The sequence below is a fragment of the Serratia entomophila genome (assembly GCF_021462285.1).
Classification (GTDB): Bacteria; Pseudomonadota; Gammaproteobacteria; order Enterobacterales; family Enterobacteriaceae; genus Serratia; species Serratia entomophila.
This window is the reverse complement of the sequence record NZ_CP082787.1, coordinates 2,219,425-2,246,005: the sequence shown is the minus strand read 5'-3', so window position 1 is coordinate 2,246,005 and position 26,581 is coordinate 2,219,425. Positions and strand designations below refer to the sequence as shown.

Below are 26,581 nucleotides of genomic sequence, written 5' to 3'. Positions count from 1 at the left end.
TCTGGCCCCGGCTTTTCGCCTCTTCGCCGCTCATCTATACTGGTAACCATTCCCGCAGCAACCCTATGGAAAGGATCGGAGCCCCGGCATGATTCACTCACTGTTATCCATCCCCTGCGTCACGCTGCAGGGAGAAGCCAAAACCCTGGGCGACTTTCGCGCTCGCGCTTATCTGGTGGTCAACACCGCCAGCAAATGCGGTTTCACGCCCCAGTACCGCGGGCTGGAGAATCTGTGGCAATACTACCGCGAACGCGGGCTGATGGTGCTGGGCTTCCCCTGCAATCAGTTCGGTTCGCAGGAACCCGGCGACCCGCTCGAGATAGCCAACTTCTGCACCCTGAACTACGGCGTCAGCTTTCCGCTGTTCAGCAAGATCGAGGTTAACGGCCCCGGCGCTCACCCCCTGTTCAGCGAGCTGAAACGCCTGGCGCCCGGCGTGATGGGCAGCCAACGCATCAAATGGAACTTCACCAAATTCCTGCTGACCGCCGACGGCCAGCGCGTGACCCGCTTTGCCCCCATCACCAAGCCCGAGCGCCTGTTCGACCGCATCGAAACCCTGCTGTAACCCCTCGATTTTTTACGGGCCGAACGCCTTCGGCCCGCTGCTGGACGCATTTTCCGTAAAAAGGTTCCATCCGTAAGAAAATTTTCCTTGATGTAACCTTTCGTTCACATGATAATGATTATCACTTTGATATTAATTACCATTTAATAGCGTGCTTTATAAACAAAATGACGATGGATAATCCCAACAACCACCGCCCTTCCACCGCCAGGCCTTCCAGCGGGCAGGCTGCGGACGCGCCCCCTTGTTACGACAGCGCCCAGCTGCTTGGCGCCGATGGCGTGGCGGTTATTACCCATCAGGGCCAGCGCTATCAACTGCGGCAAACCAAAGCCGGAAAATTGATCCTGACCAAATAACGAAAGATCCCTCTAACGCCAGCCACCCCGATCTTTTGATCCAGGCAGCCAGCAAATCTATTGATATGTTTAAAACATACGGAGAGTTGCCCCATGCCTCTGACAATTTCCACCCGGCTGCGTTTTTCCGCATTGAGCCTGGCGATTGCCTGCGCTCTGCCTACGGTGGCCTTTGCACAAACCACCAGCACAGCACCTTCCTCCGCCAAGGCGGAGCCCACCCGAAAAGCCAAAGCCGCCGACGAGACCATGACGGTGACCGCCACCGGCAACCCGCGCAGCAGCTTTGAAGCGCCGATGATGGTAACGGTGATCGACGGCGACACGCCTGAAAGCCAGACCGCCGCCACCGCCGCCGATATGCTGCGCCGCGTGCCCGGCCTCACCGTTACCGGCACCGGCCGCAGCAACGGCCAGGACCTGATGATGCGCGGCTACGATCGCCGTGGCGTGCTTACGCTGGTGGACGGCATTCGCCAGGGCACCGATACCGGCCATATCAACGGCACCTTCCTGGATCCGGGGTTGGTGAAGCGCATTGAAGTGGTGCGCGGCCCCGCCGCCCTGCTGTACGGCAGCGGTGCGCTGGGTGGCGTGGTGTCTTATGAAACCATCGACGCCGCCGATCTGCTGTTGCCGGGCCACGATAGCGGCTACCGGGTCTACGGCACCGCCGGCAGCGGCGACCACAGCCTGGGCATGGGCGCCAGCGCCTATGGCAAAACCGACAACCTCGACGGCCTGCTGTCGTTCGGCACCCGCGACGTCGGCGATTTGCGCCAGGGCAACGGTTTCGATGCGCCAAACGATGAAACCATCAGCAACGTACTGGCCAAGGGCACCTGGAAACTCGACGATAACCAGTCGCTCAGCGGTAATCTGCGCTATTACAACAACCGCGCGCAGGAGCCGAAAAACCCGCAGACGCCGGACGCCTCCAGCGGTAACCCGCTGACCGACCGCTCGACCATTCAGCGCGATGCGGCGCTGAGCTACAAGCTGAAGCCGGTTGGCCAAGAGTGGCTGGATGCCGAAGCCAAAATCTACTATTCCGACGTGGAAATAAATGCGCACCAGGCGGGTAGCGATGACGAAAACCGCAAGCAAACCACCCGCGGGGCCAAGCTGGAAAACCGCACCCGCCTGTTTGCCGACAGTTTCGCCTCGCACCTGTTCACCTACGGCTCCGAGGCTTATAAACAGGAACAGACCCCTGGCGGCGCCACCGAAAGCTTCCCGCAGGCAAAAATCAATTTCGCGTCGGGCTGGCTGCAGGACGAGATTACGCTGCGCGACCTGCCGGTCACCTTACTCGCCGGTACCCGCTACGATAATTACAAGGGCTCCAGCGACGGTTACGCCGATGTGGATGCCGACAAGTGGTCGTCTCGCGGCGCCGTCAGCGTCACCCCAACCGACTGGCTGATGCTGTTCGGCTCCTATTCCCAGGCCTTCCGCGCGCCGACCATGGGAGAAATGTACAACGACTCCAAGCATTTCTCGATCCCGATGGGGCCCACCACCATTACCAACTACTGGGTGCCGAACCCGAACCTGAAGCCGGAAACCAACGCCACGCAGGAGTATGGTTTCGGGCTGCGCTTTGACGATCTGCTGCTGGCCGACGACAGCCTGCAGTTCAAAGCCAGTTATTTCGATACCAAGGCCAAAGACTACATCGCCACCGACGTCACCATGGAGTTGGGCCGCGGGCCGCGAGGTCCTTATTGCATCAGTTGCACCACCTTCTCGACCAACATCGACCGCGCCAAAATCTGGGGCTGGGATGCTACGCTCAGCTACAAGACACCGCTGTTCGGTTGGGATCTGGCCTATAACCGCACCAGAGGGAAAGATGAAACCACCGGCGACTGGCTGAGCACCATCAACCCGGACACCGTCACCAGCTCGCTGGACGTGCCGCTGGGTGAAACCGGCCTGTCTACCGGCTGGGTCGCCACCTTCGCGCAGCGCTCTACCCACGTGGCCGCCGGCACCGCTGAACAGGCGGGTTACGCCGTCAACGATTTCTATCTGAGCTACCAAGGGCGCGAGCGCCTGCAGGGCGTAACCACCACCCTGGTGTTGGGCAACGCCTTCGACAAAGAATATTACTCGCCGCAGGGCATTCCGCAGGATGGCCGCAACGCCAGGCTGCTGGTCAGCTACCAGTGGTGATTTTTTGATTATCTGGCGGGCAAGCCGCTTGCCCGCCGCTTGACTCACGGCACAGGAGATCAACCTTATGAGCAACACCCTGTATGAGCGCTACCAACAGGCCAAAATCGATAATCCAGGAAAATACGCCCGCGACCTGGCGGAAATCCTTGGCATCAGTGAAGCGGAGCTGACCCACGCCCGCGTCGGCCAGGATACCCGTCGCCTGCAGGCCGATGCCCGCACGCTGTTGACCGAGCTCGAGCAGGTTGGCGTCACCAAGTCCATCACCCGCAACGGCTATGCGGTGCATGAGCAGGTGGGCCGCTACCGCAATCAGCACCTGAACGGCCATGCCGGCCTGATCCTCAACCCGCGCGAGCTGGACCTGCGTTTGTTCCTCAACCAATGGGCCAGCGCCTTCGCCATGAGCGAAACCAACAAGCGCGGCGTGCGCCACAGCATCCAGTTCTTCGACCATCAGGGCGATGCGCTGCATAAGGTCTACACTACCGACGAGACCGATCTGCCGGCCTGGATGGCGCTGGTCGAGCGCCACCTGAACGCAGAAAACCCGGCGCTGGAATTGCAGCCTGCGGCCGCGGCGGCGGAACTCCCGGCGCCGCAGGATACCGGTAAGATCGACCGTGAATGGCGCGAAATGACCGACGTCCATCAGTTCTTCCAGCTGTTGAGCCGCAATAAGCTGACGCGCCAGCAAGCATTTCGCGCCGTCGGTGACGATCTGGCCTATCAGGTGGATAACGGCGCGCTGTCGCAGTTGTTGAACGCCGCGCAACAGCTGCAGAACGAAATCATGATTTTCGTCGGCAACCGCGGCTGCGTGCAGATCTTCACCGGCCAGATCGAACGGCTGATGCCGCAGGAAGGCTGGATCAACGTATTCAACCGCCGTTTCACCCTGCACCTGATTGAAAATGCGATCGCCGAAAGCTGGATCACCCGCAAACCGACCAAAGACGGCATCGTCACCAGCCTGGAGCTGTTTGCCGCCGACGGCACGCAGATAGCCCAGCTGTATGGTCAACGCACCGAAGGCCAGCCGGAACAAACCCAATGGCGCGAGCAGGTCGCCGCGCTTGCCGCCAAGGACATCGCCGCATGAGAACTTCATTGACCCGTCGCCTGGCGCTGGTCATTGCGCTGGCGCTGCCGTTAACCGCTACGGCGGCGCAGCGCATCGTCTCGATAGGCGGTGACGTCACCGAAATTGCCTTCGCACTTGGCGCGGGCGATGAAGTGATAGCGCGAGACAGCACCAGCCTGCACCCCGCGGCGGTGAAAAAGCTGCCGGACGTCGGCTATATGCGCCAGCTGAACGCCGAAGGCATTCTGGCGCTGAAACCGACGCTGGTGCTGGCCACCGAACTGGCGCAGCCGGCGCTGGTGCTCAAACAGCTGGCGGATAGCGGCGTTAGGGTCGTCACTGTGCCCGGTGACACCACCCTGCAGGCCGTGCCGAAAAAAATCACCGCAATCGCCGATGCGCTGCAGCGCAGCGAACAGGGCAAACAGCTCAGCGCCCGCTATCAGCAGCAGCTGGCGGCGGTCAACACCAGCCCGCTGCCGGTCAAGGTGCTGTTCGTGATGAGCCACGGCGGCATTACGCCGATGGCCGCCGGGCAGCACACCGCCGCCGACGCGGTGATCGCCGCCGCCGGATTGAAAAACGCCATGCAGGGCTTCGAGCGCTATCGCCCGCTTTCCCAGGAGGGAGTGATCGCCAGCGCGCCGGATTTGCTGTTGGTCACCACCGACGGCGTACGCTCGATAGGCGGCCAGGAGCAGCTGTGGTCGCTGCCGGGTCTGGCGCTGACGCCGGCCGGCAAAAATCGCCGCCTGTTGATCGTCGATGACATGGCGCTGTTGGGCTTCGGTCTGGAAACGCCGGCGACGCTGGCCAGGCTGCGCCAAGCGGCGGAGCAAAAGTGATGCGCTGCCGCACCTCACCCCAGTTGGCCATTGCCGGCCTGCTGGTGCTGCTGACCCTGCTGGCGCTGGTGGCCGCCAACATGGGCGCGCTAACGCTGTCGTTCCGCACCCTGTGGCGTGAACCCTTCAGCGACGCGTCCTGGCATATTTGGTTGAACATCCGCCTGCCGCGCGTACTGCTGGCGGTGGTGATCGGCTGCGCGCTGGCGGTTTCCGGCGCGGTGATGCAGGGGCTGTTCCGCAATCCCCTGGCCGATCCCAGCCTGTTGGGCATCAGCAGCGGCGGCGCGCTGTTTGTCGCGCTGATTATCGTCATGCCGCTGGCGCTGCCGCCGGTGCTCGCCTTGTACGGCCACATGCTGGCGGCCTTTCTCGGCAGCCTGCTGGTTTCATTGCTGATCTACGGCATCAGCCGCAGCGGCCACGGCAGCCTGTCGCGCCTGCTGTTGGCAGGCATCGCCATCAACGCCCTGTGCATGGCGGCCATCGGCGTGCTGTCTTACGTCAGCAGCGATCAACAGCTGCGTCAGTTCTCGCTGTGGATGATGGGCAGCCTCAGCCAGTCGCAGTGGCCGACGCTGATCGTTTCCGCTTCGCTGATCCTGCCCGCCGCGCTGATGACGCTGCTGCAGGCGCGCCGGCTGAACCTGCTGCAGCTGGGCGACGAAGAGGCCCATTATCTGGGGGTCAACGTCCAGCGCGCCAAGCTGCAACTGCTGCTGTTGAGCGCGCTGCTGATCGGCGCTGCGGTGGCGATGAGCGGCGTGATCGGCTTTGTCGGGCTGGTGGTGCCGCATCTGGTGCGCATGCGGCTGGGTGGCGATCACCGTTGGCTGCTGCCCTGTTCCGCACTGGGCGGCGCCTGCCTGCTGCTGGTCAGCGATACGCTGGCGCGCACCCTGGTGGCGCCGGCCGAAATGCCGGTGGGGTTGATGACCAGCCTGATCGGCGGTCCTTACTTCTTGTGGCTGGTGATGCGCCAGCGGGAGCCTGCGGGTGGATAACACCGCATACCTGACGGCCCAGCAGCTGCGTTACAGCATGGGTTCGCGCCGGTTGATCAACGATGTGTCACTCAGCATCGCCAGCGGCGAAATGGTGGCGATTATCGGGCCGAACGGCGCCGGAAAATCAACGCTGATGCGCCTGCTGACCGGTTATCTGACGCCCGGCTGCGGCGAATGCCGGTTGCTCGATCGGCCGCTGGAGCAATGGCAGCCGCAGCAGTTGGCCAAGGTGCGGGCGGTGATGCGCCAGCACAGCGATTTGGCGTTTCCTTTCAGCGTGGAGGAAGTGGTCGGCATGGGCCGCTCACCGCATGGCAAGCGCGATCGGCAGCCGGCGATACAACAGGTGATGGCGCAAACGGACTGCCTCGAGCTGGCGCAGCGGGACTATCGCCGGCTCTCCGGCGGCGAGCAGCAAAGGGTGCAGTTGGCCCGCGTGCTGGCGCAGCTGTGGCAGCCGCACCCCTCACCCGCCTGGCTGTTCCTCGACGAGCCCACCTCGGCCCTGGATCTGTATCACCAGCAGCATACGCTGCGGCTGCTGCGCTCGCTGACGCGCCAACAACCGCTTGGCGTTTGCTGTGTGTTGCACGATCTCAATCTGGCCGCGCTCTATGCCGACAGAGTGTTGCTGCTGCATCAGGGGCGGCTGGTGGCCACGGGCACGCCGCGGGAGGTGCTGCAGGCCGACATTCTCACCCGCTGGTATCAGGCGGATCTGGGGGTGGTGCAGCATCCGGAAGTGGCGCTGCCGCAGGTATATTTACGGCAATAAGCATCAGGGCGCATTTCGCGCCCTTTTTTGTCTTTTCAGCTTGAACAGGAAATCTCAAGATGCTTGCCCCAATCCGGCGGCAAAGCGGCGAGATCCTCATACTCAGGCCCATCGGCGAACGGCGTCAGCAATGCCTGGTGCAGCCGCGCCAGCCGGCCGACATCATCCTTCTCCGAATCCTCTATCGCCTGCTGCGCCAGATAGTTACGCAGAATAAGGCGCGGGTTCACTGCTTTCATCGCCTGCTGCCGCTCGCTGTCGCTCACCTGCTCTTGCTGCAAACGCTCGCGATATTGCCGATACCAGAGGTCGAAGGCCGTGCGATCGATAAACTCATCCCGCAGCGGCGACTGCGCCTGCTGCTGTTCGGTTGCGCTCAGCAAGCGGAAGGTGCGGGTATAATCCCGCCCTTCTTGCGCCATCAGGCTCAGCAATCCGGTCAGCAGATCGTTATCCTGCGTCGATTGGGTAAAGAACCCCAGTTTGGCGCGCATCTGTTCGCCGTAAGCGCGCATCAGCGCCGGCTCGTAGGCCGCCAGCGCCTGCTGCAGCTGCTCGGCGCTCATCAGGCCGGACAACGTCTGCGCCAAGCGATGCAGGTTCCACAGCGCCACCGCAGGCTGGTTGTCAAAGGCGTAGCGCCCCTGATGATCGGAATGGTTGCAGATATAACCCGGCTGGTAATCGTCCAGGAAACCGTAGGGGCCGTAGTCGATAGTGACGCCCAATATCGACATGTTATCGGTGTTCATGACGCCATGCGCAAAGCCCACCGTTTGCCAATGGGCCATCAGCCGCGCCGTACGTTCCACCACGTCGGTGAACCAAAGCAGATAACGATCCTCTTGATCCTGCAACTGCGCCCAGTGACGAGCGATAACGAAATCCGCCAGTTGCCGCACCTGTTCAGGCTGTTTGCGGTAATAAAAATGCTCGAAGTGGCCAAACCGCACGTGGCTTTCCGCGACCCGCAGCAGCATCGCGCCGCGTTCGGGCCGTTCGCGGAATACCGGTTGATCGCTGGTGACGACGGTCAGCGCTCGGGTAGTGGGAATGCCCAGATGGTGCAGCGCCTCGGAAGCCAGGAACTCGCGGATCACCGAGCGCAGCACCGCGCGGCCATCGCCCATGCGGGAATACGGCGTCAGCCCGGCGCCCTTCAGGTGCCAATCTCTGTGGCTGCCGTCCGCCAGCACCTGCTCGCCGAGCAGGATACCGCGGCCATCGCCCAACTGCCCGGCCCAAACGCCGAACTGGTGGCCGCTATAGACCTGCGCCAAAGGCTGCATGCCCGGCAACAGCGTCTCTCCCGCCCAAATCGGGGTTTTGTCTTGGGTAAATTCGCTTTCGTCCAGCCCCAGTTCTCGCGCCAGCGGCGCGCTGTGATACAGCAGACGCGCGCCCTTTAGCGGCGTTGGGGTGAGTTCGGTATAAAAACCGGCTAACTGTTGGTGATAAGCGTTGTCGAACTGCGGCATAGGCCCTCCGTTTACCCTTAGTGTAGGGCCTGAAGGCGGGGATTAACACAGAGGAAAAGCAGGGAAAACGCATCTGTCTGCAGCCAGAACAGATGCGTGGAGATCAGCGTTTACGCCGATGCGGCTTAAATGCCCTTGAGCGCTGATTAAGGAAATACTTTATCAGCGAGAATACGATAATGAATAACAGCGCCGGAATCACAGCAAACATCATCCAGTCCATTATTTACCCCATTGTGTGTAGTATTTTATCAGTTATTTTTATTGAACTCGTCGGGCATCGCCCGCAAAGCCTGCAGGTTATCCACACCAACGCTGGGCCATAAAAAACCTTGCAGACCAAAAACGCCGGCGTGTCTGAGCTTATTAAAGTACTCTTTTTTCTCTATTCCTCCGACGATCACCCCCTTGCAGAGCAGATTGATATTCTTTAGCAACGAGTCGATGACAACGTCATATCCCTGATGGGTAAACAGCTGCCAGTAAAAACGCTTGTCGATCTTTACATAGTCAAACAGGCCATCATAGAGTGCGGTTAACGTCGCCTTCCCCGAACCGAAATCGTCCAGCCACAGCGTAAACATCTCGCTTAATCGGCTTACGTTTTCATTGTTTTTTCCGGCGGATAAATTCGGAAAACCCTCACTAATTTCAAATGCAATAAATGGGCATTGCCTGATGCGTTGACACAGTTGCCGATCGGAAAGAATCAATTCAACAACCACTTCTTCGATATTGATGGTCAGCAACACATCATGCCGGTTAAACCAGGCGGCGTGTTGCTGCGCGAGCATCAATTGCTCATTAAATAACTCAATCCTTTGAGCGGGGCTCAATAAATTAATCCCAATTTCGGCAGGCATGGCCAAATCGCCATCCAGGCTATTGAAACGGCTCAATATTTCCACCGCCAGCAGCCTACCCTCCATTGAGTAAACGGGTTGAAAAACATAGCTACTAATAAAGTCAGCTTCGAATTGGATTTTCATTTTAATGCCACAGGCTGAATGGCTAGCGTCTCATCGTATATCAATATATTTTATCGATCAATCCCTCTGGGATTAATCGGAAATATCAATGTAATTACCAATAAGTTATCATTTAATTGATAGTTTAAAGCTATATTCACTTCGGAATTTGCCAAGTAAAAACCAGTTTGGCTTATGGCGCGCCAAGGCCAGGCTGGCCGGATTTAAAGAATATTTCACTTAAGTGATAGCGGCATGTTAAAAATTTGACTTATCTCCTTTGTTTTTGTTAAGAAAAATCCTAAATGAAAAAAAATAACATCCTCGTTCACCCCCACTATGAGACCAGGCACGAAGAGAACTGATTAAATTTAATAACGCTTCAATTCCCGCTGTTATTCTCGCTATTGAAAAAGCCCAAAAGTGCCCGTCTTGATTTTTGACGAATTTATGCATGGGTTCGCTGCAGATCCTTTTAATTGGGAACATAAAAAAGGGGACGAGCTTCCTCGTCCCCCGGCGGCGCTTTGCGGCGTTATTTTACGGTTTCGATCAACCATTGCCGCAGTTCCAGCAATTCGTCCGACCGCTGCGTGAACTGCGCAATCAGGCCGTCGCAACAGGCGGCCAAAGCGTCGCTGCGATAAGCGCGGCCTACCAGCATTTCCGCCAGCCTTTGCAGCGGCGCCGGGTTCAGGCTGTCGGTGAAGACCTGCGCCCGCACGATGCTCCCCTGTTCCACATCGAAGAAAAGGTCCACGCCTCCCCAGACAAAACGCTCGTTAAGCAAGTGGCTGAAGGCCGGGGCTTTGCCGAAGTTCCATTCCCAGCTGCTTTGTTTGGCGAACTGAGCGGCGAAATCGGGCAGGTCGGGGAACACGTCCGGGGAAATGACTTCTGGCGCGACGCGCTCGCCATAATGGTTGAAAAAGGCCTCGATGATCGCGTCGCATACCTGCTGGTGGCTGACGTCCGGCAGAAATTCTGCCAGATTGGCGACCCGCGAGCGCACCGAGGTGATGCCTTTGGCCTGCAGCTTTTTCGGATCTGGATTAAGGTAATCCGCCAGGCGATCGAGGTTAGCGTTCAGCAACAGCGTGCCGTGATGAAAACCGCGATCCTGCGTTTCGCGATAGGCCGATCCCGAGATCTTGCGCGGCCCAGAGGCAGTTTCCATCACCAGATCGTTGCGCCCCGACGCGCTGGCGGTCACGCCCAATTGCGCCAAGGCCTGCAAAATAATGCCGGTAGAAACGGTTTTATCGTAGCCCGGTTTGCCGGCCATAAAGGTAAAGCAGCTATTGCCCAGATCGTGAAATACCGCCCCGCCCCCGCTGCTCCGGCGCGCCAGCCGTATACCGTCTTGCTCCATGCGCCGGGTATTGCACTCTTTCCACGGGTTTTGCGACTGGCCAATCACAACGGTTTCGGCATTGCGCCAGAGGAACAGAATTTTTTGGCTGGTCATTTCGCGGAAGATGCACTCTTCAACCGCCAGGTTGAACCAGGGATCGTAGGAATCGGAAATCAGCAGGCGTAAGTTATTCATGGCGGCCACCCTTTAAGTCGTGATGCCGCCATGATACACAAATCAACGGGTTAAGGCTAAATGCGCCGCGCCTGCCAGTAAACGCGCTTCCAGTAGACGTTGTCCAGCGAGGAGCGAATAACGCCGCGGCTGGTCGAGGCGTGAATAAACTGATCGTTGGTGTCGTAGATGCCGACGTGCAGGCCGTTTTCACCGCCACCGGTTTTGAAGAATACCAAATCGCCCGGCATCAGCTCATCGCGAGAAACCTTGGTGCCCAGCGAAGTCTGCTCCTCGGTCGAGCGCGGCAGCTGCATGTCGAAACGGTCGCGGAAAGTGCGATAAACAAACCCGGAACAATCTACGCCGCCGCGATCCATCCCGCCATAGCGATATGGCGTGCCGTACCACTGGCGCAGCTGTTCATTCAGTTGGGCGACCACCACGATAGAATCGGCCAGCCGCCCGCTGGGCGGCGGCGCATGGCTGCTGCACCCGGCAAGAATCAAACTGGCTAATAAAAACCACACACGCATCCGCATAATATCCCTTCATTGAACCCGTTGCGCATCATGCCGTCCGGTACAACACACCACACCGCCAGCGAGGCAAAGCCGATACCACGTAAGGAGAGCGCTATTTGGCGTTAATTTATCTCCCGCGCAGGGAAAAAGGCAAGCGCTGAGAAGGAGATAATAGCATTAACGCCGGTATTCGCCCTATTCGGGGGTTTTTGATGCGGGCTTGCTGTTAATCAACAGCACGCCAAACAGGATGAATAACGTACCCAGGGATTTCAGCAGGGTGGCGGATTCGTTGAACCACGGCAGGATCACCGCCGCCAGATAGACCAGCGCATAGCTGAGGCTAAGCAACGGATAAGCGCGGTTAAGCGGCAGGTAACGCAGGGCGAAGAACCAGCACAGCATCGACAGCGCATAGCCGAAGATACCGCCGCTGACCGCCAGGAGCGGCAACCCGTAATCGCCCAGCAGCGCCGGCGTAACGTCGGCGAACGACATCAGCGGGATTTGCGCCATGCCCCACTTCATCAACAGCTGCGCCAGCGTCACCAGCAGTACGCTGGCGCAGCCCCAGGCGTAGCCCTTCATGCGTGCACGCTCATCAACAGGATCCCCAGCATAATCGAGGCCACGCCACACCAGTGGCGCGCGGTGGTAGGTTCATGAAACAGCCAGCGCGCCGCCAGCGTCACCAGCACGAAGTTGAAGCTGAGCATCGGGTAGGCCAGGCTGAGCGGCAAACGCTGCAACACATTGAGCCACACCGCCATGCCGAGCGCCAACAACAGTACCGCCAGCGTCAGCCAGCGCAGCGTGCTCTTCAGCCGCTGCGCGTCCGGCTGCTGCCAGCGTTGCGCCGCCTGTTTCTGGCACAGCTGCCCACCGCAGGTGAGCAGGCTGACCACGACCACCAACAGAAAAGCGATCATGGCTGTTGTTTATACCAGACCAGCGCCAGGCGATTCATCACCTCAACCTTGTCAGGCGTCGGCAGATGCTGTTGCTCGATGCTTTCGCCGCGCGACAGCTGCAGCACCAGAGAGACATCACCCTGCTTGCGCGCCTGCGCCAGCCACTGCGGGAAGTCGGCATCGCCGATCAGGTGGTCTTTGGCATCCGGATATTCCAGGCCGTAGGCAACCTCACCTTTTTGACTGTACATCAGCACGTCGCTGCGTTTCAGCTCCCAGGCCAACCCTGCGGCTACCCCTACGCTGTCGGTCAGCACATAACGGCTGTTCCCCAGCTCCGCCATATTAACGCGAATGAAGTTCTGCGGCAGCTTGGAGTCAGTGACCTGTTGCGGGATGGCATAACCGATCAGCAGGCACAGCAACAGCGGACAAGCCGCCGCCCAGCGCCACCGCCGCGCGTTGTCACCGGCGGAGACGACGGCGAACAGCAGCCAGCCGCCGAAGGCGACGATGCCAATCACAATCTTCGGCCATTCCTGTGCGGTGAACAAATGCACCTTAGGCAGCAGGCCGGAGCCCAGCACCACCAGCGCCAGCACGCAGATCAGGCCGAACAGCCCGTTCAACAGCGCATTGACCCTGAACATTTTGCTGCGCAGCGACGCGGCGTAGTCCTCGGCATAGGCCGCCATCAGCAGCGCCAGCGGCGCCATGCACGGCAGAATGTAGGTCGGCAGCTTGCCCTTGGCGATGCTGAAGAAGATCAGCGGCATCACGACCCAGCTAAGCAGGAAGAACAGCTCCGGGCGCTGAACGCGTTCACGCCAGCCTTTCAGCAGCGCGCCCGGCAGCAATGCCAGCCAGGGCAGCACCGCCGCCATCAGCACCGGGATGTAGTACCAGAACGGCGCCTTATGCTGCGCGTTATCTTCCGCGAAACGCTGGATATGCTCCACCCAGAAGAAATAGTTCCAGAAGTCCGGCTCGCGCTGGGCAATGGCCAGCGCCCAGGGCAGGCTGAGCAGCAGCGCGACCAGGATCGCCACCGGGCCGAACAGCAACAGATCCTTAATGCGCTTTTGCTGGATAACGATTGGGATCACCGCGATCACCGGCACCGCCAGCGCCAGGAAGCCTTTGGTCATAAAGCCCATGCCGCAGGCCAGGCCCAGCAGCGCATAACCGCCCAGCTTGCCGGTGGCCGAGGTGGCCTTCAGCGTCAGGTAGTAGCTGACCATCGCCGCCGTCAGCCACAGGGCGATCATCGGATCAAGCACGCTGTAGGTGCCGATGCTGAACACCAGCACCATCGACAGGAAAATCAGCGCCGCCAGGCAGGCGCGGCGCGCATTGCGCCACATCAGCATCGCCAGCGCAAACACCAACAGCGCGGTCATGCCGGTACTGAATACCGAACCGAAACGCACCGCAAAATTGGTGTCGCCAAACAGCCATTGGCTAACGTTATTGAACCAATAACCCGCCACCGGCTTTTCAAAATAACGCAGCCCCAGCAGGTGCGGCACCACCCAGTCGCCGCGCTGCAGCATTTCGCGGCTGATCTCGGCATAGCGGGTTTCATCCGGCTGCCACAGCAGCCGGCCATTCAGAGGGATCAAATACACCAGAGCAAAAAAAACGGCCAGCAAAATGGCCCAGGATCCTTTTAGCGCCTTCATGAATCGTCCTTCACATCAGTTTGACAACCCAGCCAACCTTCGCGGCCGGGGAAAGGAGCGCGCTTGATGCGGCCCAACGGCAATGACGCCAAATCCTGCGGCAGCAACGCGCTCAGCGGGCAGAATTCGATGCCCTGCCGCTGCGCCCGTTGCAATAACTGTTCGAACATCGCCGCCTGCGACATGCCCTCTACTTCGGTATGAATGGTGTAAACCGGTACGCCGCGATCGTTTTCAATCGCGCGCAGGATGTAGTCGTTGAAATCGGCCATGCTGACTTCGCTGCCGATCACTTCGTCAAAGGTCGGTAGCGTCACCGGGATTTGCACCGTGCCCAGCCGATCGTCGCTCAGCACCGGTCTGAACGGATGGGTGCCGCGGCAGTCGCTGTTGTAATGGAAACCGAAGCGCTGTTTCACCTCCAGCACCCGCGTGTCCGCCCGCCATCCCGCCACCGCGGAACACCTGACCGGCTGGCCGGTGCTGGCGTTCAGGGCGTCAACCCCCCGTTGGACCTGCTGCGTCAGCTGCGCCTCCGACCAGCGGCCGACGTTGGCCTGCCAGCCCTGATGATCCCAGGCGTGCAGCCCCACTTCATGGCCTGCCTCGGCGGTACGCTTCATCAACGGCCCCAGCGCGCGTGAAATATTGCGCCCCGGCCAGGCGGTACCGGCCAACAGAATGTCCCAGCCATACAGTGAGGCGGCGTTCGAACGCAACATTTTCCACAGGAATTTCGGACGCAAAAGGCGCCAAAGATGGCGCCCCATGTTGTCCGGCCCGACGCTGAAGAAGAAGCTGGCCTGTATGCCGTACTTCTCGAATAGATCCAGCAACTGCGGCACCCCTTCCCGGGTGCCGCTGAAGGTATCTACGTCAACTCGCAGACCGACTTTCTTCATGCACCCTTACCTTCCTGAACGGTAGTCCGCAAGAAGTAGTCCAGCGTGTCGGCAACGGTTTGCTGCATCTCGATCGTCGGCTGCCAGCCCAGCAGACGGCGGGCATTTTTGATGCTCGGCGTACGGTGTTCGACGTCCTGATAGCCTTTACCATAGTAGCTGCTGCTTTCGACGTCCTTGAAGCCGGCAAACGGCGGGAAGCGGTCGCGCAACGGATGGCGGTTGAAGCTTTCCAGCAGCATTTCCGCCAGCTCGCGGATGCTCGCTTCGTTGGTCGGGTTGCCGATGTTGACTATCTGGCCGTCGCACAGGCCGTCACGGTTCTCGATAATGCGGAACAGCGCTTCAATGCCGTCGTTGATGTCGGTGAAGCAGCGTTTTTGCGCCCCGCCGTCCATCAGTTTGATCGGCGAACCTTCCACCAGGTTGAGGATCAGCTGGGTGATGGCGCGTGATGAACCGATGCGCGCGGCATCCAGGTTATCCAGGCGCGGCCCCATCCAGTTAAACGGACGGAACAACGTGAACTTCAGCCCTTCTTTGGCGCCGTAGGCCCAGATCACCCGGTCCAGCAGCTGTTTGGAAACCGAGTAGATCCAACGCTGCTTGTTGATCGGCCCCACGATCAGGCGCGAGTGGTCCTCGTCGAACTCTTTGTCGTCGCACATGCCGTACACTTCAGAGGTGGACGGGAAGATGATGCGCTTGTTGTACTTCACGCAGTCGCGGACAATCTTCAGGTTTTCTTCGAAATCCAGCTCGAATACGCGCAGCGGGTTGCGGGTGTACTCGATCGGCGTGGCGATCGCCACCAGCGGCAGCACCACGTCGCATTTTTTAATGTGGTATTCGATCCACTCTGAGTGGATGCTGATATCCCCTTCCACAAAGTGGAAGCGCGGGTTATCGAGGAAACGGCTGATCGCGTCGGAGCCGATGTCCAGGCCGTAGATATCGTAACGGTCATCACGCAACAGGCGTTCCGTCAGGTGGTTGCCGATAAAACCGTTAACCCCCAGGATCAGCACGCGGGTGCGGCGCTGCATCACGGCATTCGGCTTGGCGGCCAGGCGCACGTCGGTAACGATGCCCATTTCCTGCGCCAGGCGGCTGCCCTGCACATACAGACCGCTTTCATTCTGCCCGGCGACGATCTCCAGCGCGCCTTCGCCACAGGCGATAACCAGCGGCACGGTGCTCAGCACGGTGCCCGGTTGCTTGTCGTGCTGGGTTTCCAGCACGCGGGAGCGCCAGACGATCAGCTTGCGCTGGCCGAGATAGCTGAACGCGCCCGGGTAAGGTTCGGTGACCGCACGGATCAGATTATTGATTTCCCGTGCGGATTTATGCCACTGGATCTCACCGTCGGCCGCGGTGCGGCGGCCAAAGTAGCTGGCTTCGGCTTCGTTCTGCCGGGTGAACGCGGCGGTGCCGTTTTTCAGCTTCGGCAATTCTTCCTTCAGCAGGCCTTGCGCCGCCTCCAGCACTTTTTTGTGCAGCGTCAGCGCGGTATCTTCCGCGGCGATCGCCACTTTGCGCTGGCCGACAATGTCGCCGGCGTCAGGACGTTTGACCATTTTATGCAGCGTAGCGCCGGTTTCGCTTTCGCCGTTCACCAACACCCAGTTAACCGGCGCGCGGCCGCGGTAGCGCGGCAACAGTGAACCGTGCAGGTTGAAGCCGCCCAGCGGCGCCAGCGAAAGGATTTCGTCGCTCAGCAGGTTGCGATAATAGAAGGAGAAAATCACGTCCGGCTGCAGTTGGCGAATGCGATCAACCCACAGCGGGTGGTTAACGTCCTCCGGTGCGTAGACCGGCAGATCCAGTTCGGCGCCAACGCGCGCCACAGAGGAGAAGAAGTTGTTCTCACCAGGATCGTCAGTATGCGTGAATACCGCTTGCACGTCATAACCTGCCTCAGTCAGCGCTTTCAGGCCGGCGCAGCCAATATCATGGTAAGCAAATACAATAGCTTTCATCATTCTTCTTCCTGAGTATTGTGGGCCTGCTGATCGCCGACCACTTTCTGAACAAAATAACGGGGACGAGCGCGCACGTCGGTATAAATGCGGCCGATGTACTCTCCCAACAGACCCAAACCGACGAACTGGGCGCCAATAAAGGTAAACAGCACCGCGAACAGGGTGAACACCCCGTCGGCAGCCCATTCCCGCCCGAGGAGCAGGCGCAGCGCAATCAGCACCAGCGCCAGTACGAAACCGGAAAGCGCCACCACGCTGCCCACCACGCTAAGCAAACGCAGCGGCGTGGTGGTCAGGCAGGTGAGCAGGTCGTACATCAGGTTGATAAGCTTCATCAGGCTGTATTTGGAATCGCCAAACTCGCGCTCGGCATGGCGCACGTCAATTTCTGTGGTACGTCTGGCGAAGGTGTTCGCCAGAATCGGAATAAAAGTGCTGCGTTCGTGGCAGTGCAGCATCGCTTCTACGATATGTCGACGGTAGGCGCGCAGCATGCAGCCGTAGTCCCCCATCGATTTGCCGGTGGCGCGCTGGATCATCATGTTGATGATGCGGGAGGCGCTTTTGCGGAACCAGGAGTCCTGACGGTTGGCGCGCACGGTGCCCACCACGTCGTAGCCCTCTTCCGCCACGCTGACCAGGCGTGGGATCTCTTCCGGCGGGTTTTGCAGATCGGCGTCCAGCGTAATGACCAGATCACCGGTCACCTGGTTGAAACCGGCCATGATCGCCGAATGTTGCCCGTAGTTGCGGTTCAGCAACACGGCGACCACGTGGCTGCCCGGCTGTTCTGCGGCGGCGGTCAGCATCTCGGCGGAATTGTCGCTGCTGCCGTCATCGACCAGAATGATTTCATAGGGTTGCGACAATTGTTTACAGGCGGCGGTGGTACGTTCAAGCAAAGCAGGCAGGCTTTCCTGTTCGTTGTATACCGGAATAACCACCGACACTTTTTTTATCGGTTCAACGCGAGACACGTAAAGACTCCACAACAGAAGACAAGGCATCGACCACGCGATCAACATCGGCGTCGGTCATATCGGGGAATAAAGGCAAGGTGCATAGCCGCGCCGAATTCCATTCGGTATTGGGCAGCGACAGCTGCGGGTAACGTTCGCGATAAAATTTTTGCGTGTGCGCGGCGCGGAAATGCAGCCCGGTGCCGATGCCCACCTCTTTCAGACGCTCCATCAGCTGGTCGCGGTCGATACCGCAGCGTTCGGCGTCGACGCGCACCATAAACAGATGCCAGGCGTGATCGTGCGAGTAGTCCGGCAGCCCCAACGGCTGGAACGGTGAGCCTTCCAGTGCGCGCAGGTAGCGCTGCGCCAGGGCCTGACGGCGGGCGTTAAGCTGCGGCAAACGCGCCAGCTGCACCACCGCGATCGCCGCGTGAATATCGGAAAGATTGTATTTGTAGCCCGGCTCCACCACTTCAGCCTGAGGCTTGCGCCCCAGTTGCTGGCGGTCGAAGGCGTCCACCGCCAAACCGTGGAACTTCAGGCAGCGCACGCGATCCGCCAGCGCGTCGTCGTCGGTGGCAATCAGCCCCCCTTCGGCGCAGGTCAGGTTTTTTATCGCGTGGAAAGAGAAAATCGCCGTGCCGCGCGCCCCTACCCACTCGCCGTTGAACCGAGCGCCCACCGCATGGGCGGCGTCTTCGATCAGCGGGAGCTGGTGGCGTTCGGCCACCTCGCGCAGCGCGTCCATCTGCAGCGGCGCGCCGGCATAGTGCACCGGCACTATGGCTTTGGTTTTCGGCGTAATGGCGGCTTCGACAGCGGCGGCGTTGACCATCAGCGTCTCACGATCAACGTCAATCATCACCGGCGTCGCGCCGAGCAGTTCGATCATGTTGAGGGTGGAAACCCAGGTTTGCGAGGGAGTGATAACTTCATCGCCCGGCCCAATCCCCAGCGCCATCAGGGTGATGTGCATGCCGGCGGTGGCGGAACAAACGGCAATGGCGTGTTTGCAGCCGAAGGTAGAGCAAAACTCGCTTTCCAACTGCTGATTTTGCGGCCCGGTGGTGATCCAGCCGGAACGCAATACCTTTTCAACCGCCGCGATTTCTTCATCGCCGATCGCCGGGCGAGAGAAAGGTAAAAATTGATCCATAGTTAACCCCAAACGTATCGGACATCGTTTAATGACACTGTAAAACTCTTTTATTTAACGAATATTAAACGCCAGAGAAAATCGTTCCTGGTGGATTAACTCACAATGTACGGCGGCAAGCTTAACTAAACCTTAAGACGAGACTTATTATCAGTTGGGTTATCTGATAGGTAGGCGCCATCATCATCATTTTATAATTGATCGCTAAATCAATAGATTATAGTTATAAATAATTACTTACTTATTTTATTTGCAACAACAACAGCGTAGCACGTCATTGACGGTTTTCAAGAGAAACAGGGGAGAAACGAGATGAAATCGAAATAATAGCCGGCCATTACTCGGCTATTTATATCAACTATGTTTAATTTTCGTTTAAGCGACGATTACCCTATGCCGTTCTGGTCATAATCCAACGCTGATCCCCTACCGCCTGCAAATGGAAATCCACATCATAAACAGAGGACAGCAGCGCCGGTTCCATAACGTCAGTCGTGGCGCCCTGCGCCGCCAGCCGGCCGGCGTGAAGCAGCCATACCCAATCGGCCTGTTGCAGAGTATGGTTCAGGTCATGGGCGCAAACCAACGCACTGCGACCACTCTGGCAAAATTCTCTCAACAAACGGTCCAGCGCCACTTTTTGCGCCACATCCAGACTGTTGGTCGGCTCGTCCAGCAGCAGCAGTTTGCTGTGCGGATTAACGCTCGGCCATACCTGCAGCAGCACCGCCGCCAACCGCACCCGCTGCCATTCGCCACCGGACAATTGGGTCAGCATGCGCGGCAGTTTGTCCATCAGCTTTAACCGCTGGCACAGATAGAGAATGGCGCTTTCCACGGCAGTCTCGGCCGCGCCGGCCGGCCGGTGCAGCGCCAAATATTGAAAGACCGGCATCAGGGCGACCGGCGGCTGCTGTTGGCTAAGGTAGCCACGATGCAGCGCCAGTTCGCCGCCCTGATAGGCGGCCAGCTCTCGCCCGGCCAACCGCACCTCGCCCATGCCCGGCAATATGCCGGCCAGCCGCGCCAACAGCGTGCTTTTGCCGGCGCCGTTCGGGCCAATCAGGTGCACCTGCGCCCCGGCGCCAATCTGCGCTGAAAACGGAGCCAGGCGCCCTTGAACCCCAACCTGAGCGAGTTGCAACATGCCTGCTTACCCTGCCAGAGCCTGTTTGACCGCCGCCACCAGCGTCGGATCTTCCGGCGTCGTATCCGGCGAGAAACGCTGGATCACCGTGCCGTCGCGGGCGATCAGGAATTTTTCGAAGTTCCACAGAATGTCGCCGGGTTGCTTCGGCGCTCGCCCCTTGCTGGTCATGCGCGCCAAAAACTCGCTGCCCTCCGGCGCCTGCGCATGTGGCTGAGCGGCAATCAACGCCCGGTACAGCGGGTGACGGTTTTCGCCGTTCACCTCTATCTTGGCGAACATCGGGAACTGCACGCCGAAGGTGCCGCGGCAAAACGCCAGGATCTCTTCATTGCTGCCGGGCTCCTGCCCCAAAAATTCATTGGACGGAAAGCCCAACACCTCAAAGCCCTGCGAGCGGTAAGTTTCGTACAGCGCTTCCAGGCCTTCATACTGCTTGGTCAAACCGCATTCCGAGGCCACGTTGACCACCAACAGCACCGACCCCTGATAGGCATCCAGCGTCGTGTTTTGATTTTCGATGGTTTGCAACGGCAGGCTATAAATTGACTGACTCATCAGATCTCATCCTCTGGTTTTATTGGCGGGAGAAACAGAAAATCTACCTTACGCTTTTTACCCGGATCAGCAACCAGATAAACAGCGGTGCGCCCAGCGTGGCGGTGACCACGCCGATTGGCAGCTCGGCCGACAGCAGCGTGATGCGCGCGATCACGTCCGCCGCCAGCAGCACCCCGGCGCCGGCCAGGGCGCAGCCCGGCAGCAGATAGCGTTGATTGGTCAAGCCGCCGAGGCGCAGCATATGCGGTATCACCAAACCGACAAAGCCTATCACCCCCGCCAGCGCGACGCTGGCGCCCACCAGCCAACCGATCGCCAGCACCAGCAGGTTGCGCCACAGATGCAGCGAAAGCCCGAGCTGACGCGCCTGCACTTCGCCCAGCGCCATGAAATTCAGCGCTCTGCCCTGGCAACACAGCCACAGCAGTACCGGCAGCAGCGCCAGTACCAGCCATTGTTGCCGCCAGTCGACCCCGCCGAAGCCGCCCATCATCCAGTACATCAGCTGGCGCAGATCGAGGCTGGAGCTGAAATATACCGCCCAGGTCATCACCGCGCTGCAAACAATGCCCAGCGCCACCCCGACCAGCAGCAGGCGTGCATTGGTCAACCGCCGGCGGCGGGCAAAACCGAGCAAGAGAAAGGTCATGATCAATGCGCCGAGGATGGCGCTCAGGCTCATCAGGGCCACCGGCAGCAGGCCGTTGCCCAGCAACACCGTCAGCACCAGCGCCACCCCGGCGCCGTTCGCCACCCCCAGCAGGCCGGGTTCCGCCAGCGGGTTCTCGAACAGCGCCTGCATCACCGCCCCCGCCACCGCCAGGCTGGCGCCCACCAGCATCACCGCCAGCGCGCGCGGCAAACGCAGTTGCCAAACAAACAGCTGCGCCTGCTCGCTGAACCACTCAGACGGCCAGATCCACTGGTCGCCGGCGCTGAGGCTAACCACAAAGGCCACGGCCATGCCCAGGGTCAACAGCGCCAGATGGCGCTTGTCGCGATGGCGCTGATCGTGCAGCAATAGGGTAAAGGTCTGGCTGGTCGGCATAGATGCGGCGGTTCCCTGCTGGCCGCGAACGCGGCCGAATAATGACGTCTGGGTCGAATATTAGGGGGTTAACGCCGTTAGGGGAAGCATTGCGTATGCAACCGTGCAGGAAAACGGCGGCTGGCTCTGCCCGCCACCCTCAGGTGATGGCAAAACCCGCCGCCGGACACTCAATTAACGATGCGAGTCATGGCCATTTTGCGGGTAAGGCCGGCCATTACCACGATTATCGTGACCACGCCCGTTATCACCATCGCGATCGTCGTGACGATTACCGTTATCGTGGCTGTCGCGATCGCCATGGAACGGATTGCCGCCACGTTCAGCCCCCCGGTGCTCATAACCGCGCGGCGGGGAAGATTGCCAGCGGCCGCCATCCCAATACATGCCGTGCTCGTTGCGCTCGCCGAAGCCGCGGCCCTGGTGAGCATGCCACCACTGCGGCGGACGCCAGTCGTAGCCGTCCCAGTAGTAGCCCCGCCGATCCTGGTCCCCCAGGTGCAGCGAAACGCCCGGCACGTTGATATCGATGGAGACATCGGCCTGCGCCGCCACCGGCAGCAACAGCGGTAAACACACCAGCAACAGGATTTTTTTCATTTTTGCACTCTCGTTTTATTTTCTTGCTGACGTGGTTATAACAGTGCGGTTATTTGCCGCCTATCTCGCCAATGCCTATTTTCAGATTGTTTTCGGCTCCCTTACATAATTCATACACTCTTTTGAAGGGCGTTTAATTATTATGACCGCTAACAAGGCTTAACGAATAACTGACGCCCGCGCGCGGCGAAGCTATTTATCATTAAGCCGACACCCACCAGAGAGGCATTATTATCATGATTAAACGCATTGGACTGTTGTTGGCCCTTGTCGTACTGAGCTCCGCGCTGAGCGCCTGCTGCTATGGCCCGCACTGGGGCGGCGGCCACCGTGGCGGTGGCCCGGGCCATCATTACAACCATTATTGATTAACAAGTGGAGATATTAAGTTTTAATAAACCTGATATAAGAATAATCCGTATCACGATGGGTTTTATTTTTGGGAATAAGATTAACGCCAAATTATATTGCGGTGGATCCTGATTAGGAATAAACCGAATTTTAGCCCACCAAAGAAAAAGGCCGCAGAAGCGGCCTTTTTTGGTTTTACGTCACTTACTCTTTCGGGCTGGCGTTCTCCACCCGACTTTTCAGCTTTTGACCTGGACGGAAGGTCACCACGCGGCGCGCCGTAATCGGAATGTCTTCGCCGGTCTTCGGGTTACGCCCCGGACGTTGGTTCTTGTCACGCAGATCAAAGTTGCCAAAACCTGACAGTTTTACCTGTTCACCGTTTTCCAGAGCCCGACGGACCTCTTCGAAAAACAGTTCCACCAGGTCTTTGGCATCCCGTTTGCTAAGCCCAAGCTTTTCAAACAGGTGTTCTGACATTTCAGCTTTAGTAAGCGCCATAGGTTCAATCCCTCAAGGATGCTTGGAATCGCTGTTTTAGAGCCTCTACGCATTTTGCAACGGTAGCGGCTATCTCCTCTTCTTCCAGTGTACGAGCGGTATCCTGCAATACCAGACTGATAGCCAGGCTCTTATAACCCTCTGCCACGCCCTTGCCACGGTACACATCAAACAAGTTTACGCCAACTACCTGATTTGCGCCAACTTTCTTACACTCCGCCAAAATATCTTCTGCGGCGACATTTTCAGCCACTACAACAGCGATATCGCGGCGGTTTGCCGGGAAGCGAGAAATCTCCCGCGCCTGAGGCACGGCGCGGCTTGCGACCTTGTTCCACTCCAGTTCGAACACCACTGTGCGGCCGTTAAGATCCAGTTTACGCTCAAGTTCCGGATGAACTACACCGATGAAACCGACGCGTTCACCCTGTAAATAAATCGCCGCACTTTGCCCCGGGTGCAGAGCCGGATTGGCCTCGGCCCGGAACTGAATTTCGGATAATTTACCGGTCAGCTCCAGAACAGATTCCAGATCCCCTTTTAAATCATAGAAGTCGACCGGCTTGCGCGCCAGATCCCAGTGTTCATCGTGAGTGTGGCCGGCGATGACGCCCGCCAGCATGACATCCTGACGGATACCCAGATTTGCCGCAGTATCAGGCACAAAGCGCAGGCCGCTTTCGAACAGGCGCAGACGAGTTTGCTGGCGGTTTTGGTTATACACCACCGCAGACAGCAGGCCGGTCCACAGCGACAGACGCATAGCGGACATTTCAACCGAGATTGGGCTTGGCAGGATCAGCGCTTCTTCGCCCGGGTGCAACAGCGCTTGCACCTTCGGATCGACGAAACTGTAGGTGATAGCTTCCTGGAAACCGTGATCAACCAGCATGGTTTTCACGCGTTTCAACGTCAGATCGGCCTCGCGGTGCTTGGTCATCACCAGATCGGCGCGTACCGGCACGTCCGGAATATTGTTGTAGCCGTAAACGCGCGCTACTTCTTCCACCAGGTCTTCTTCGATTTCCATATCGAAACGCCAGCTCGGCGCGACAGCCAACCAGCTATCGCCCTGCTCGGTCACCTGGCACCCCAAACGGCGCAGAATGTCGCTCACCTGCTCGCTCGGCACCACGTGGCCAATCAGGCGGTCCAGCTTCTCGCGGCGCAGCAGAATGGTGGCGCGCTTAGGCAGCTGGTTTTCATCGGTAACATCGATCACCGGGCCGGCCTGGCCGCCGCAGATGTCGATCAGCAGACGCGTCGCGCGCTCCATCGCTTTATACTGCAGCGCCGGATCAACGCCGCGCTCATAGCGGTGGGAAGCATCGGTGTGCAGACCCTGACGGCGCGCGCGGCCGGTAATCGACAGCGGGCTGAAGAAGGCGCACTCCAGCAGCACGTCCTGCGTCTCGTCGTTCACGCCAGAATGTTCGCCACCGAAGATGCCACCCATCGCCAGCGCTTTTTGATGATCGGCGATCACTAAGGTGTCGGCATTCAGCTTGGCTTCGTTGCCGTCCAGCAGCGTCAGGGTTTCCCCTTCTTCAGCCATGCGCACCACGATACCGCCTTCGATGCGGCTCAGGTCAAAGGCGTGCATTGGCTGGCCAAGTTCCAGCAGCACGTAGTTGGTGACGTCAACCACCGCATCAATGGAGCGGATGCCGCAGCGGCGCAGCTTCTCGCGCATCCACAGCGGGCTGGCGGCTTTGACGTTGATGCCTTTCACTACGCGGCCAAGGTAACGCGGGCACGCCTGCGGCGCATCGACGCGGATTGGCAAAGTGGCGTCGATGGTGGCGGCTACCGGGCTCATGTCCGGCTCGGTCAGCGCTACCTGGTTCAGTACGCCCACGTCGCGCGCTACGCCGAGAATGCCCAGGCAATCGGCGCGGTTTGGCGTCACGCTGATTTCGATGGTGTTGTCGTTCAACTGCAGATAGTCGCGGATATCGGTACCGATCGGCGCATCCAGCGGCAGCTCGATGATACCGTCGTGATCGTCGGAAATACCCAGCTCGGAGAACGAACACAGCATGCCTTCAGAAGGTTCGCCACGCAGCTTGGCCGCTTTGATCTTGAAGTCGCCAGGCAGTACGGCGCCCACGGTCGCCACCGCCACCTTCAGGCCGGTGCGGCAGTTAGGCGCGCCGCAGACGATGTCCAGCAGGCGATCGCCGCCGACGTTGACCTTGGTCACGCGCAGCTTGTCGGCGTTCGGGTGCTGGCCGCACTCGACCACTTCGCCCACCACCACGCCGTTAAAGGCGCCGGCGACCGGCTCCACGCCGTCCACTTCCAGGCCGGCCATGGTGATTTGATCGGATAATGCTTCGCTGCTGATGGCCGGGTTTACCCACTCGCGCAACCAGAGTTCACTGAATTTCATGTGATATTCCCGCCTTACTTAAACTGTTTGAGGAAACGCAGATCGTTTTCGAAGAACGCACGCAGGTCAGTGACGCCGTAACGCAGCATCGTCAAGCGCTCCATGCCCATGCCGAAAGCGAAGCCGGAGTAGATTTCCGGGTCAATGCCGACGTTGCGCAGAACGTTCGGGTGAACCATGCCGCAGCCCAGAACTTCAAGCCATTTGCCGTTTTTGCCCATCACGTCGACTTCTGCCGAAGGTTCGGTGAACGGGAAGTAAGACGGACGGAAACGAACCTGCAAATCCTCTTCAAAGAAGTTGTTCAGGAAATCGTGCAGCGTGCCCTTCAGGTTGGTGAAGCTGATGTCTTTATCAACGATCAGGCCTTCCATCTGATGGAACATCGGGGTGTGCGTCTGATCGTAGTCGTTGCGATAGACGCGGCCCGGCGCAATGATGCGGATTGGCGGCTGCTGGTTCTTCATGGTGCGGATCTGCACGCCAGAGGTCTGGGTGCGCAGCAGGCGCGTGGCGTCGAACCAGAAGGTATCGTGGTCGGCGCGCGCCGGGTGGTGCCCGGGGATATTCAGCGCGTCGAAGTTATGGTAGTCGTCTTCGATTTCCGGGCCGGTCGCCACGGAGAAGCCCAGCTCGCCGAAGAAGGTTTCGATGCGATCGATGGTACGGGTTACCGGATGCAGTCCGCCGTTTTCCATACGGCGGCCCGGCAGGGAAACGTCGATGGTCTCGGCAGCCAGACGCTCGTTGAGCGCCGCAGTTTCCAGAGTGTTTTTACGCGCGTTCAGCGCGTCCTGCACCGCCTGCTTCGCCTGGTTGATCACGGCCCCCGCCGCCGGGCGGTCTTCCGCCGGCACGTCGCGCAGAGACTGCATCTGCAGGGTGAAATGGCCTTTCTTGCCTAAATATTCGACGCGTACCAAATCCAACGCGGCAACATCCTGGGCATCTTCTACGGCTGCCTTGGCATTGGCAACCAGCTCTGCGAGATGTGGCATTGCTTTCCTCTTCCTCTGGCCGATATGGCCCTAAGTAATGACTGATAATTTATGTTATCTGGCCTAAG

At 59.2% G+C, this 26,581-nt stretch carries 26 protein-coding genes; 8 read left to right on the top strand and 18 right to left on the bottom strand.

Annotated elements, in window-relative coordinates:
• Nucleotides 1-88: 88 nt before the first annotated feature.
• The 7 genes from KHA73_RS11025 (at nucleotide 89) to KHA73_RS10995 (ending at nucleotide 6,822) form a co-directional block, all read left to right on the top strand.
• Nucleotides 89-571, top strand: coding sequence for a glutathione peroxidase (locus KHA73_RS11025; protein ID WP_234590866.1), 483 nt, complete (start codon nucleotides 89-91; stop codon nucleotides 569-571).
• Nucleotides 572-744: 173 nt separating this feature from the next.
• Nucleotides 745-930, top strand: a complete 186-nt coding sequence (hemP, locus tag KHA73_RS11020; protein ID WP_380739682.1) for a hemin uptake protein HemP — start codon at nucleotides 745-747, stop codon at nucleotides 928-930.
• 93 nt (nucleotides 931-1,023) lie between these two features.
• Nucleotides 1,024-3,108 carry a TonB-dependent hemoglobin/transferrin/lactoferrin family receptor gene (locus KHA73_RS11015; protein ID WP_234590863.1) on the top strand — a complete coding sequence of 695 codons (2,085 nt, stop codon included), beginning with the start codon at nucleotides 1,024-1,026 and terminating at the stop codon, nucleotides 3,106-3,108.
• A 67-nt stretch (nucleotides 3,109-3,175) separates the two neighbouring features.
• On the top strand, nucleotides 3,176-4,213 hold the full coding sequence (locus KHA73_RS11010; RefSeq protein WP_234590861.1) for a hemin-degrading factor: 1,038 nt from the start codon (nucleotides 3,176-3,178) through the stop codon (nucleotides 4,211-4,213).
• Complete coding sequence (locus KHA73_RS11005; RefSeq protein ID WP_234590859.1) at nucleotides 4,210-5,040, top strand: heme/hemin ABC transporter substrate-binding protein; 831 nt, start codon at nucleotides 4,210-4,212, stop codon at nucleotides 5,038-5,040. Before KHA73_RS11010 ends, KHA73_RS11005 begins: the two co-directional genes overlap by 4 nt.
• Nucleotides 5,040-6,044 (top strand): FecCD family ABC transporter permease, encoded by a 1,005-nt coding sequence (locus KHA73_RS11000; protein WP_234590858.1) that lies wholly within the window; start codon nucleotides 5,040-5,042, stop codon nucleotides 6,042-6,044. The genes KHA73_RS11005 and KHA73_RS11000 overlap by 1 nt, the downstream gene beginning before the upstream one ends.
• Entirely contained in the window at nucleotides 6,037-6,822 is a 786-nt protein-coding gene (locus tag KHA73_RS10995) for a heme ABC transporter ATP-binding protein (protein ID WP_234590857.1), read from the top strand. Before KHA73_RS11000 ends, KHA73_RS10995 begins: the two co-directional genes overlap by 8 nt.
• 35 nt (nucleotides 6,823-6,857) lie before the next feature.
• Here KHA73_RS10995 and KHA73_RS10990 read toward each other — a convergent pair whose 3' ends face one another.
• The 15 genes from KHA73_RS10990 to KHA73_RS10920 form a co-directional block, all read right to left on the bottom strand.
• Entirely contained in the window at nucleotides 6,858-8,300 is a 1,443-nt protein-coding gene (locus KHA73_RS10990) for a protein adenylyltransferase SelO (RefSeq protein WP_234590856.1), read from the bottom strand.
• A gap of 251 nt (nucleotides 8,301-8,551) precedes the next feature.
• Nucleotides 8,552-9,289 (bottom strand): EAL domain-containing protein, encoded by a 738-nt coding sequence (locus KHA73_RS10985; protein ID WP_234590855.1) that lies wholly within the window; start codon nucleotides 9,287-9,289, stop codon nucleotides 8,552-8,554.
• 514 nt (nucleotides 9,290-9,803) lie between these two features.
• The gene (locus KHA73_RS10980) at nucleotides 9,804-10,817 is read right to left on the bottom strand and encodes a lipoate--protein ligase A (protein WP_234590854.1); all 1,014 of its coding nucleotides are present in this window, start codon (nucleotides 10,815-10,817) and stop codon (nucleotides 9,804-9,806) included.
• Between the two features lie 56 nt (nucleotides 10,818-10,873).
• Nucleotides 10,874-11,338 carry a C40 family peptidase gene (locus KHA73_RS10975; protein ID WP_234590853.1) on the bottom strand — a complete coding sequence of 155 codons (465 nt, stop codon included), beginning with the start codon at nucleotides 11,336-11,338 and terminating at the stop codon, nucleotides 10,874-10,876.
• Nucleotides 11,339-11,515: 177 nt separating this feature from the next.
• A complete protein-coding gene (arnF, locus tag KHA73_RS10970) occupies nucleotides 11,516-11,908 on the bottom strand; it encodes a 4-amino-4-deoxy-L-arabinose-phosphoundecaprenol flippase subunit ArnF (RefSeq protein ID WP_234590852.1) in 393 nt (130 codons plus the stop codon).
• Complete coding sequence (gene arnE / locus KHA73_RS10965) at nucleotides 11,905-12,249, bottom strand: 4-amino-4-deoxy-L-arabinose-phosphoundecaprenol flippase subunit ArnE (protein WP_234590851.1); 345 nt, start codon at nucleotides 12,247-12,249, stop codon at nucleotides 11,905-11,907. The genes arnF and arnE overlap by 4 nt, the downstream gene beginning before the upstream one ends.
• Nucleotides 12,246-13,913: a lipid IV(A) 4-amino-4-deoxy-L-arabinosyltransferase gene (gene arnT / locus KHA73_RS10960; RefSeq protein WP_234590850.1), complete on the bottom strand. Its 1,668-nt coding sequence runs from the start codon at nucleotides 13,911-13,913 to the stop codon at nucleotides 12,246-12,248. Before arnT ends, arnE begins: the two co-directional genes overlap by 4 nt.
• Nucleotides 13,910-14,815 (bottom strand): 4-deoxy-4-formamido-L-arabinose-phosphoundecaprenol deformylase, encoded by a 906-nt coding sequence (gene arnD, locus KHA73_RS10955; protein ID WP_234590849.1) that lies wholly within the window; start codon nucleotides 14,813-14,815, stop codon nucleotides 13,910-13,912. Before arnD ends, arnT begins: the two co-directional genes overlap by 4 nt.
• Nucleotides 14,812-16,794, bottom strand: a complete 1,983-nt coding sequence (gene arnA / locus KHA73_RS10950) for a bifunctional UDP-4-amino-4-deoxy-L-arabinose formyltransferase/UDP-glucuronic acid oxidase ArnA (RefSeq protein WP_234591249.1) — start codon at nucleotides 16,792-16,794, stop codon at nucleotides 14,812-14,814. Before arnA ends, arnD begins: the two co-directional genes overlap by 4 nt.
• Nucleotides 16,794-17,774: an undecaprenyl-phosphate 4-deoxy-4-formamido-L-arabinose transferase gene (gene arnC, locus KHA73_RS10945; RefSeq protein ID WP_234590848.1), complete on the bottom strand. Its 981-nt coding sequence runs from the start codon at nucleotides 17,772-17,774 to the stop codon at nucleotides 16,794-16,796. Before arnC ends, arnA begins: the two co-directional genes overlap by 1 nt.
• Nucleotides 17,761-18,915 carry a UDP-4-amino-4-deoxy-L-arabinose aminotransferase gene (arnB, locus tag KHA73_RS10940; protein WP_234590846.1) on the bottom strand — a complete coding sequence of 385 codons (1,155 nt, stop codon included), beginning with the start codon at nucleotides 18,913-18,915 and terminating at the stop codon, nucleotides 17,761-17,763. The genes arnC and arnB overlap by 14 nt, the downstream gene beginning before the upstream one ends.
• Before the next feature lie 391 nt (nucleotides 18,916-19,306).
• A complete protein-coding gene (gene btuD / locus KHA73_RS10935) occupies nucleotides 19,307-20,062 on the bottom strand; it encodes a vitamin B12 ABC transporter ATP-binding protein BtuD (RefSeq protein WP_234590844.1) in 756 nt (251 codons plus the stop codon).
• A gap of 6 nt (nucleotides 20,063-20,068) precedes the next feature.
• Entirely contained in the window at nucleotides 20,069-20,620 is a 552-nt protein-coding gene (locus KHA73_RS10930) for a glutathione peroxidase (protein WP_234590842.1), read from the bottom strand.
• 43 nt (nucleotides 20,621-20,663) lie between these two features.
• On the bottom strand, nucleotides 20,664-21,671 hold the full coding sequence (gene btuC, locus KHA73_RS10925; RefSeq protein ID WP_234590841.1) for a vitamin B12 ABC transporter permease BtuC: 1,008 nt from the start codon (nucleotides 21,669-21,671) through the stop codon (nucleotides 20,664-20,666).
• Between the two features lie 174 nt (nucleotides 21,672-21,845).
• Nucleotides 21,846-22,271, bottom strand: a complete 426-nt coding sequence (locus KHA73_RS10920; RefSeq protein ID WP_234590840.1) for a DUF2502 domain-containing protein — start codon at nucleotides 22,269-22,271, stop codon at nucleotides 21,846-21,848.
• Between the two features lie 236 nt (nucleotides 22,272-22,507).
• Here KHA73_RS10920 and KHA73_RS24545 point away from each other — a divergent pair, with 236 nt between their 5' ends.
• Nucleotides 22,508-22,639 carry a hypothetical protein gene (locus tag KHA73_RS24545; protein WP_261082595.1) on the top strand — a complete coding sequence of 44 codons (132 nt, stop codon included), beginning with the start codon at nucleotides 22,508-22,510 and terminating at the stop codon, nucleotides 22,637-22,639.
• A 187-nt stretch (nucleotides 22,640-22,826) separates the two neighbouring features.
• Here the strand turns inward: KHA73_RS24545 and ihfA are convergent, their stop codons facing one another.
• The 3 genes from ihfA to pheS are packed head-to-tail and all read right to left on the bottom strand — an operon-like array spanning nucleotide 22,827 to nucleotide 26,513.
• The gene (ihfA, locus tag KHA73_RS10915; protein WP_004943604.1) at nucleotides 22,827-23,123 is read right to left on the bottom strand and encodes an integration host factor subunit alpha; all 297 of its coding nucleotides are present in this window, start codon (nucleotides 23,121-23,123) and stop codon (nucleotides 22,827-22,829) included.
• Nucleotides 23,124-23,127: 4 nt separating this feature from the next.
• Nucleotides 23,128-25,515, bottom strand: a complete 2,388-nt coding sequence (pheT, locus tag KHA73_RS10910; protein WP_234590839.1) for a phenylalanine--tRNA ligase subunit beta — start codon at nucleotides 25,513-25,515, stop codon at nucleotides 23,128-23,130.
• A gap of 14 nt (nucleotides 25,516-25,529) precedes the next feature.
• Nucleotides 25,530-26,513: a phenylalanine--tRNA ligase subunit alpha gene (gene pheS / locus KHA73_RS10905; RefSeq protein WP_061795483.1), complete on the bottom strand. Its 984-nt coding sequence runs from the start codon at nucleotides 26,511-26,513 to the stop codon at nucleotides 25,530-25,532.
• Between the last annotated feature and the right edge of the window lie 68 nt (nucleotides 26,514-26,581).

Bases quoted from the DNA above. Each gene is read 5' to 3' on its own strand.
- KHA73_RS11025 (WP_234590866.1), top strand. From the start codon at position 89: ATGATTCACTCACTGTTATCCATCCCCTGCGTCACGCTGCAGGGAGAA.
- hemP (WP_380739682.1), top strand. From the start codon at position 745: ATGGATAATCCCAACAACCACCGCCCTTCCACCGCCAGGCCTTCCAGC.
- KHA73_RS11015 (WP_234590863.1), top strand. From the start codon at position 1,024: ATGCCTCTGACAATTTCCACCCGGCTGCGTTTTTCCGCATTGAGCCTG.
- KHA73_RS11010 (WP_234590861.1), top strand. From the start codon at position 3,176: ATGAGCAACACCCTGTATGAGCGCTACCAACAGGCCAAAATCGATAAT.
- KHA73_RS11005 (WP_234590859.1), top strand. From the start codon at position 4,210: ATGAGAACTTCATTGACCCGTCGCCTGGCGCTGGTCATTGCGCTGGCG.
- KHA73_RS11000 (WP_234590858.1), top strand. From the start codon at position 5,040: ATGCGCTGCCGCACCTCACCCCAGTTGGCCATTGCCGGCCTGCTGGTG.
- KHA73_RS10990 (WP_234590856.1), bottom strand. From the start codon at position 8,300: ATGCCGCAGTTCGACAACGCTTATCACCAACAGTTAGCCGGTTTTTAT.
- KHA73_RS10985 (WP_234590855.1), bottom strand. From the start codon at position 9,289: ATGAAAATCCAATTCGAAGCTGACTTTATTAGTAGCTATGTTTTTCAA.
- KHA73_RS10980 (WP_234590854.1), bottom strand. From the start codon at position 10,817: ATGAATAACTTACGCCTGCTGATTTCCGATTCCTACGATCCCTGGTTC.
- KHA73_RS10975 (WP_234590853.1), bottom strand. From the start codon at position 11,338: ATGCGGATGCGTGTGTGGTTTTTATTAGCCAGTTTGATTCTTGCCGGG.
- arnF (WP_234590852.1), bottom strand. From the start codon at position 11,908: ATGAAGGGCTACGCCTGGGGCTGCGCCAGCGTACTGCTGGTGACGCTG.
- arnE (WP_234590851.1), bottom strand. From the start codon at position 12,249: ATGATCGCTTTTCTGTTGGTGGTCGTGGTCAGCCTGCTCACCTGCGGT.
- arnT (WP_234590850.1), bottom strand. From the start codon at position 13,913: ATGAAGGCGCTAAAAGGATCCTGGGCCATTTTGCTGGCCGTTTTTTTT.
- arnD (WP_234590849.1), bottom strand. From the start codon at position 14,815: ATGAAGAAAGTCGGTCTGCGAGTTGACGTAGATACCTTCAGCGGCACC.
- arnA (WP_234591249.1), bottom strand. From the start codon at position 16,794: ATGAAAGCTATTGTATTTGCTTACCATGATATTGGCTGCGCCGGCCTG.
- arnB (WP_234590846.1), bottom strand. From the start codon at position 18,915: ATGGATCAATTTTTACCTTTCTCTCGCCCGGCGATCGGCGATGAAGAA.
- btuD (WP_234590844.1), bottom strand. From the start codon at position 20,062: ATGTTGCAACTCGCTCAGGTTGGGGTTCAAGGGCGCCTGGCTCCGTTT.
- KHA73_RS10930 (WP_234590842.1), bottom strand. From the start codon at position 20,620: ATGAGTCAGTCAATTTATAGCCTGCCGTTGCAAACCATCGAAAATCAA.
- btuC (WP_234590841.1), bottom strand. From the start codon at position 21,671: ATGCCGACCAGCCAGACCTTTACCCTATTGCTGCACGATCAGCGCCAT.
- KHA73_RS10920 (WP_234590840.1), bottom strand. From the start codon at position 22,271: ATGAAAAAAATCCTGTTGCTGGTGTGTTTACCGCTGTTGCTGCCGGTG.
- KHA73_RS24545 (WP_261082595.1), top strand. From the start codon at position 22,508: ATGATTAAACGCATTGGACTGTTGTTGGCCCTTGTCGTACTGAGCTCC.
- ihfA (WP_004943604.1), bottom strand. From the start codon at position 23,123: ATGGCGCTTACTAAAGCTGAAATGTCAGAACACCTGTTTGAAAAGCTT.
- pheT (WP_234590839.1), bottom strand. From the start codon at position 25,515: ATGAAATTCAGTGAACTCTGGTTGCGCGAGTGGGTAAACCCGGCCATC.
- pheS (WP_061795483.1), bottom strand. From the start codon at position 26,513: ATGCCACATCTCGCAGAGCTGGTTGCCAATGCCAAGGCAGCCGTAGAA.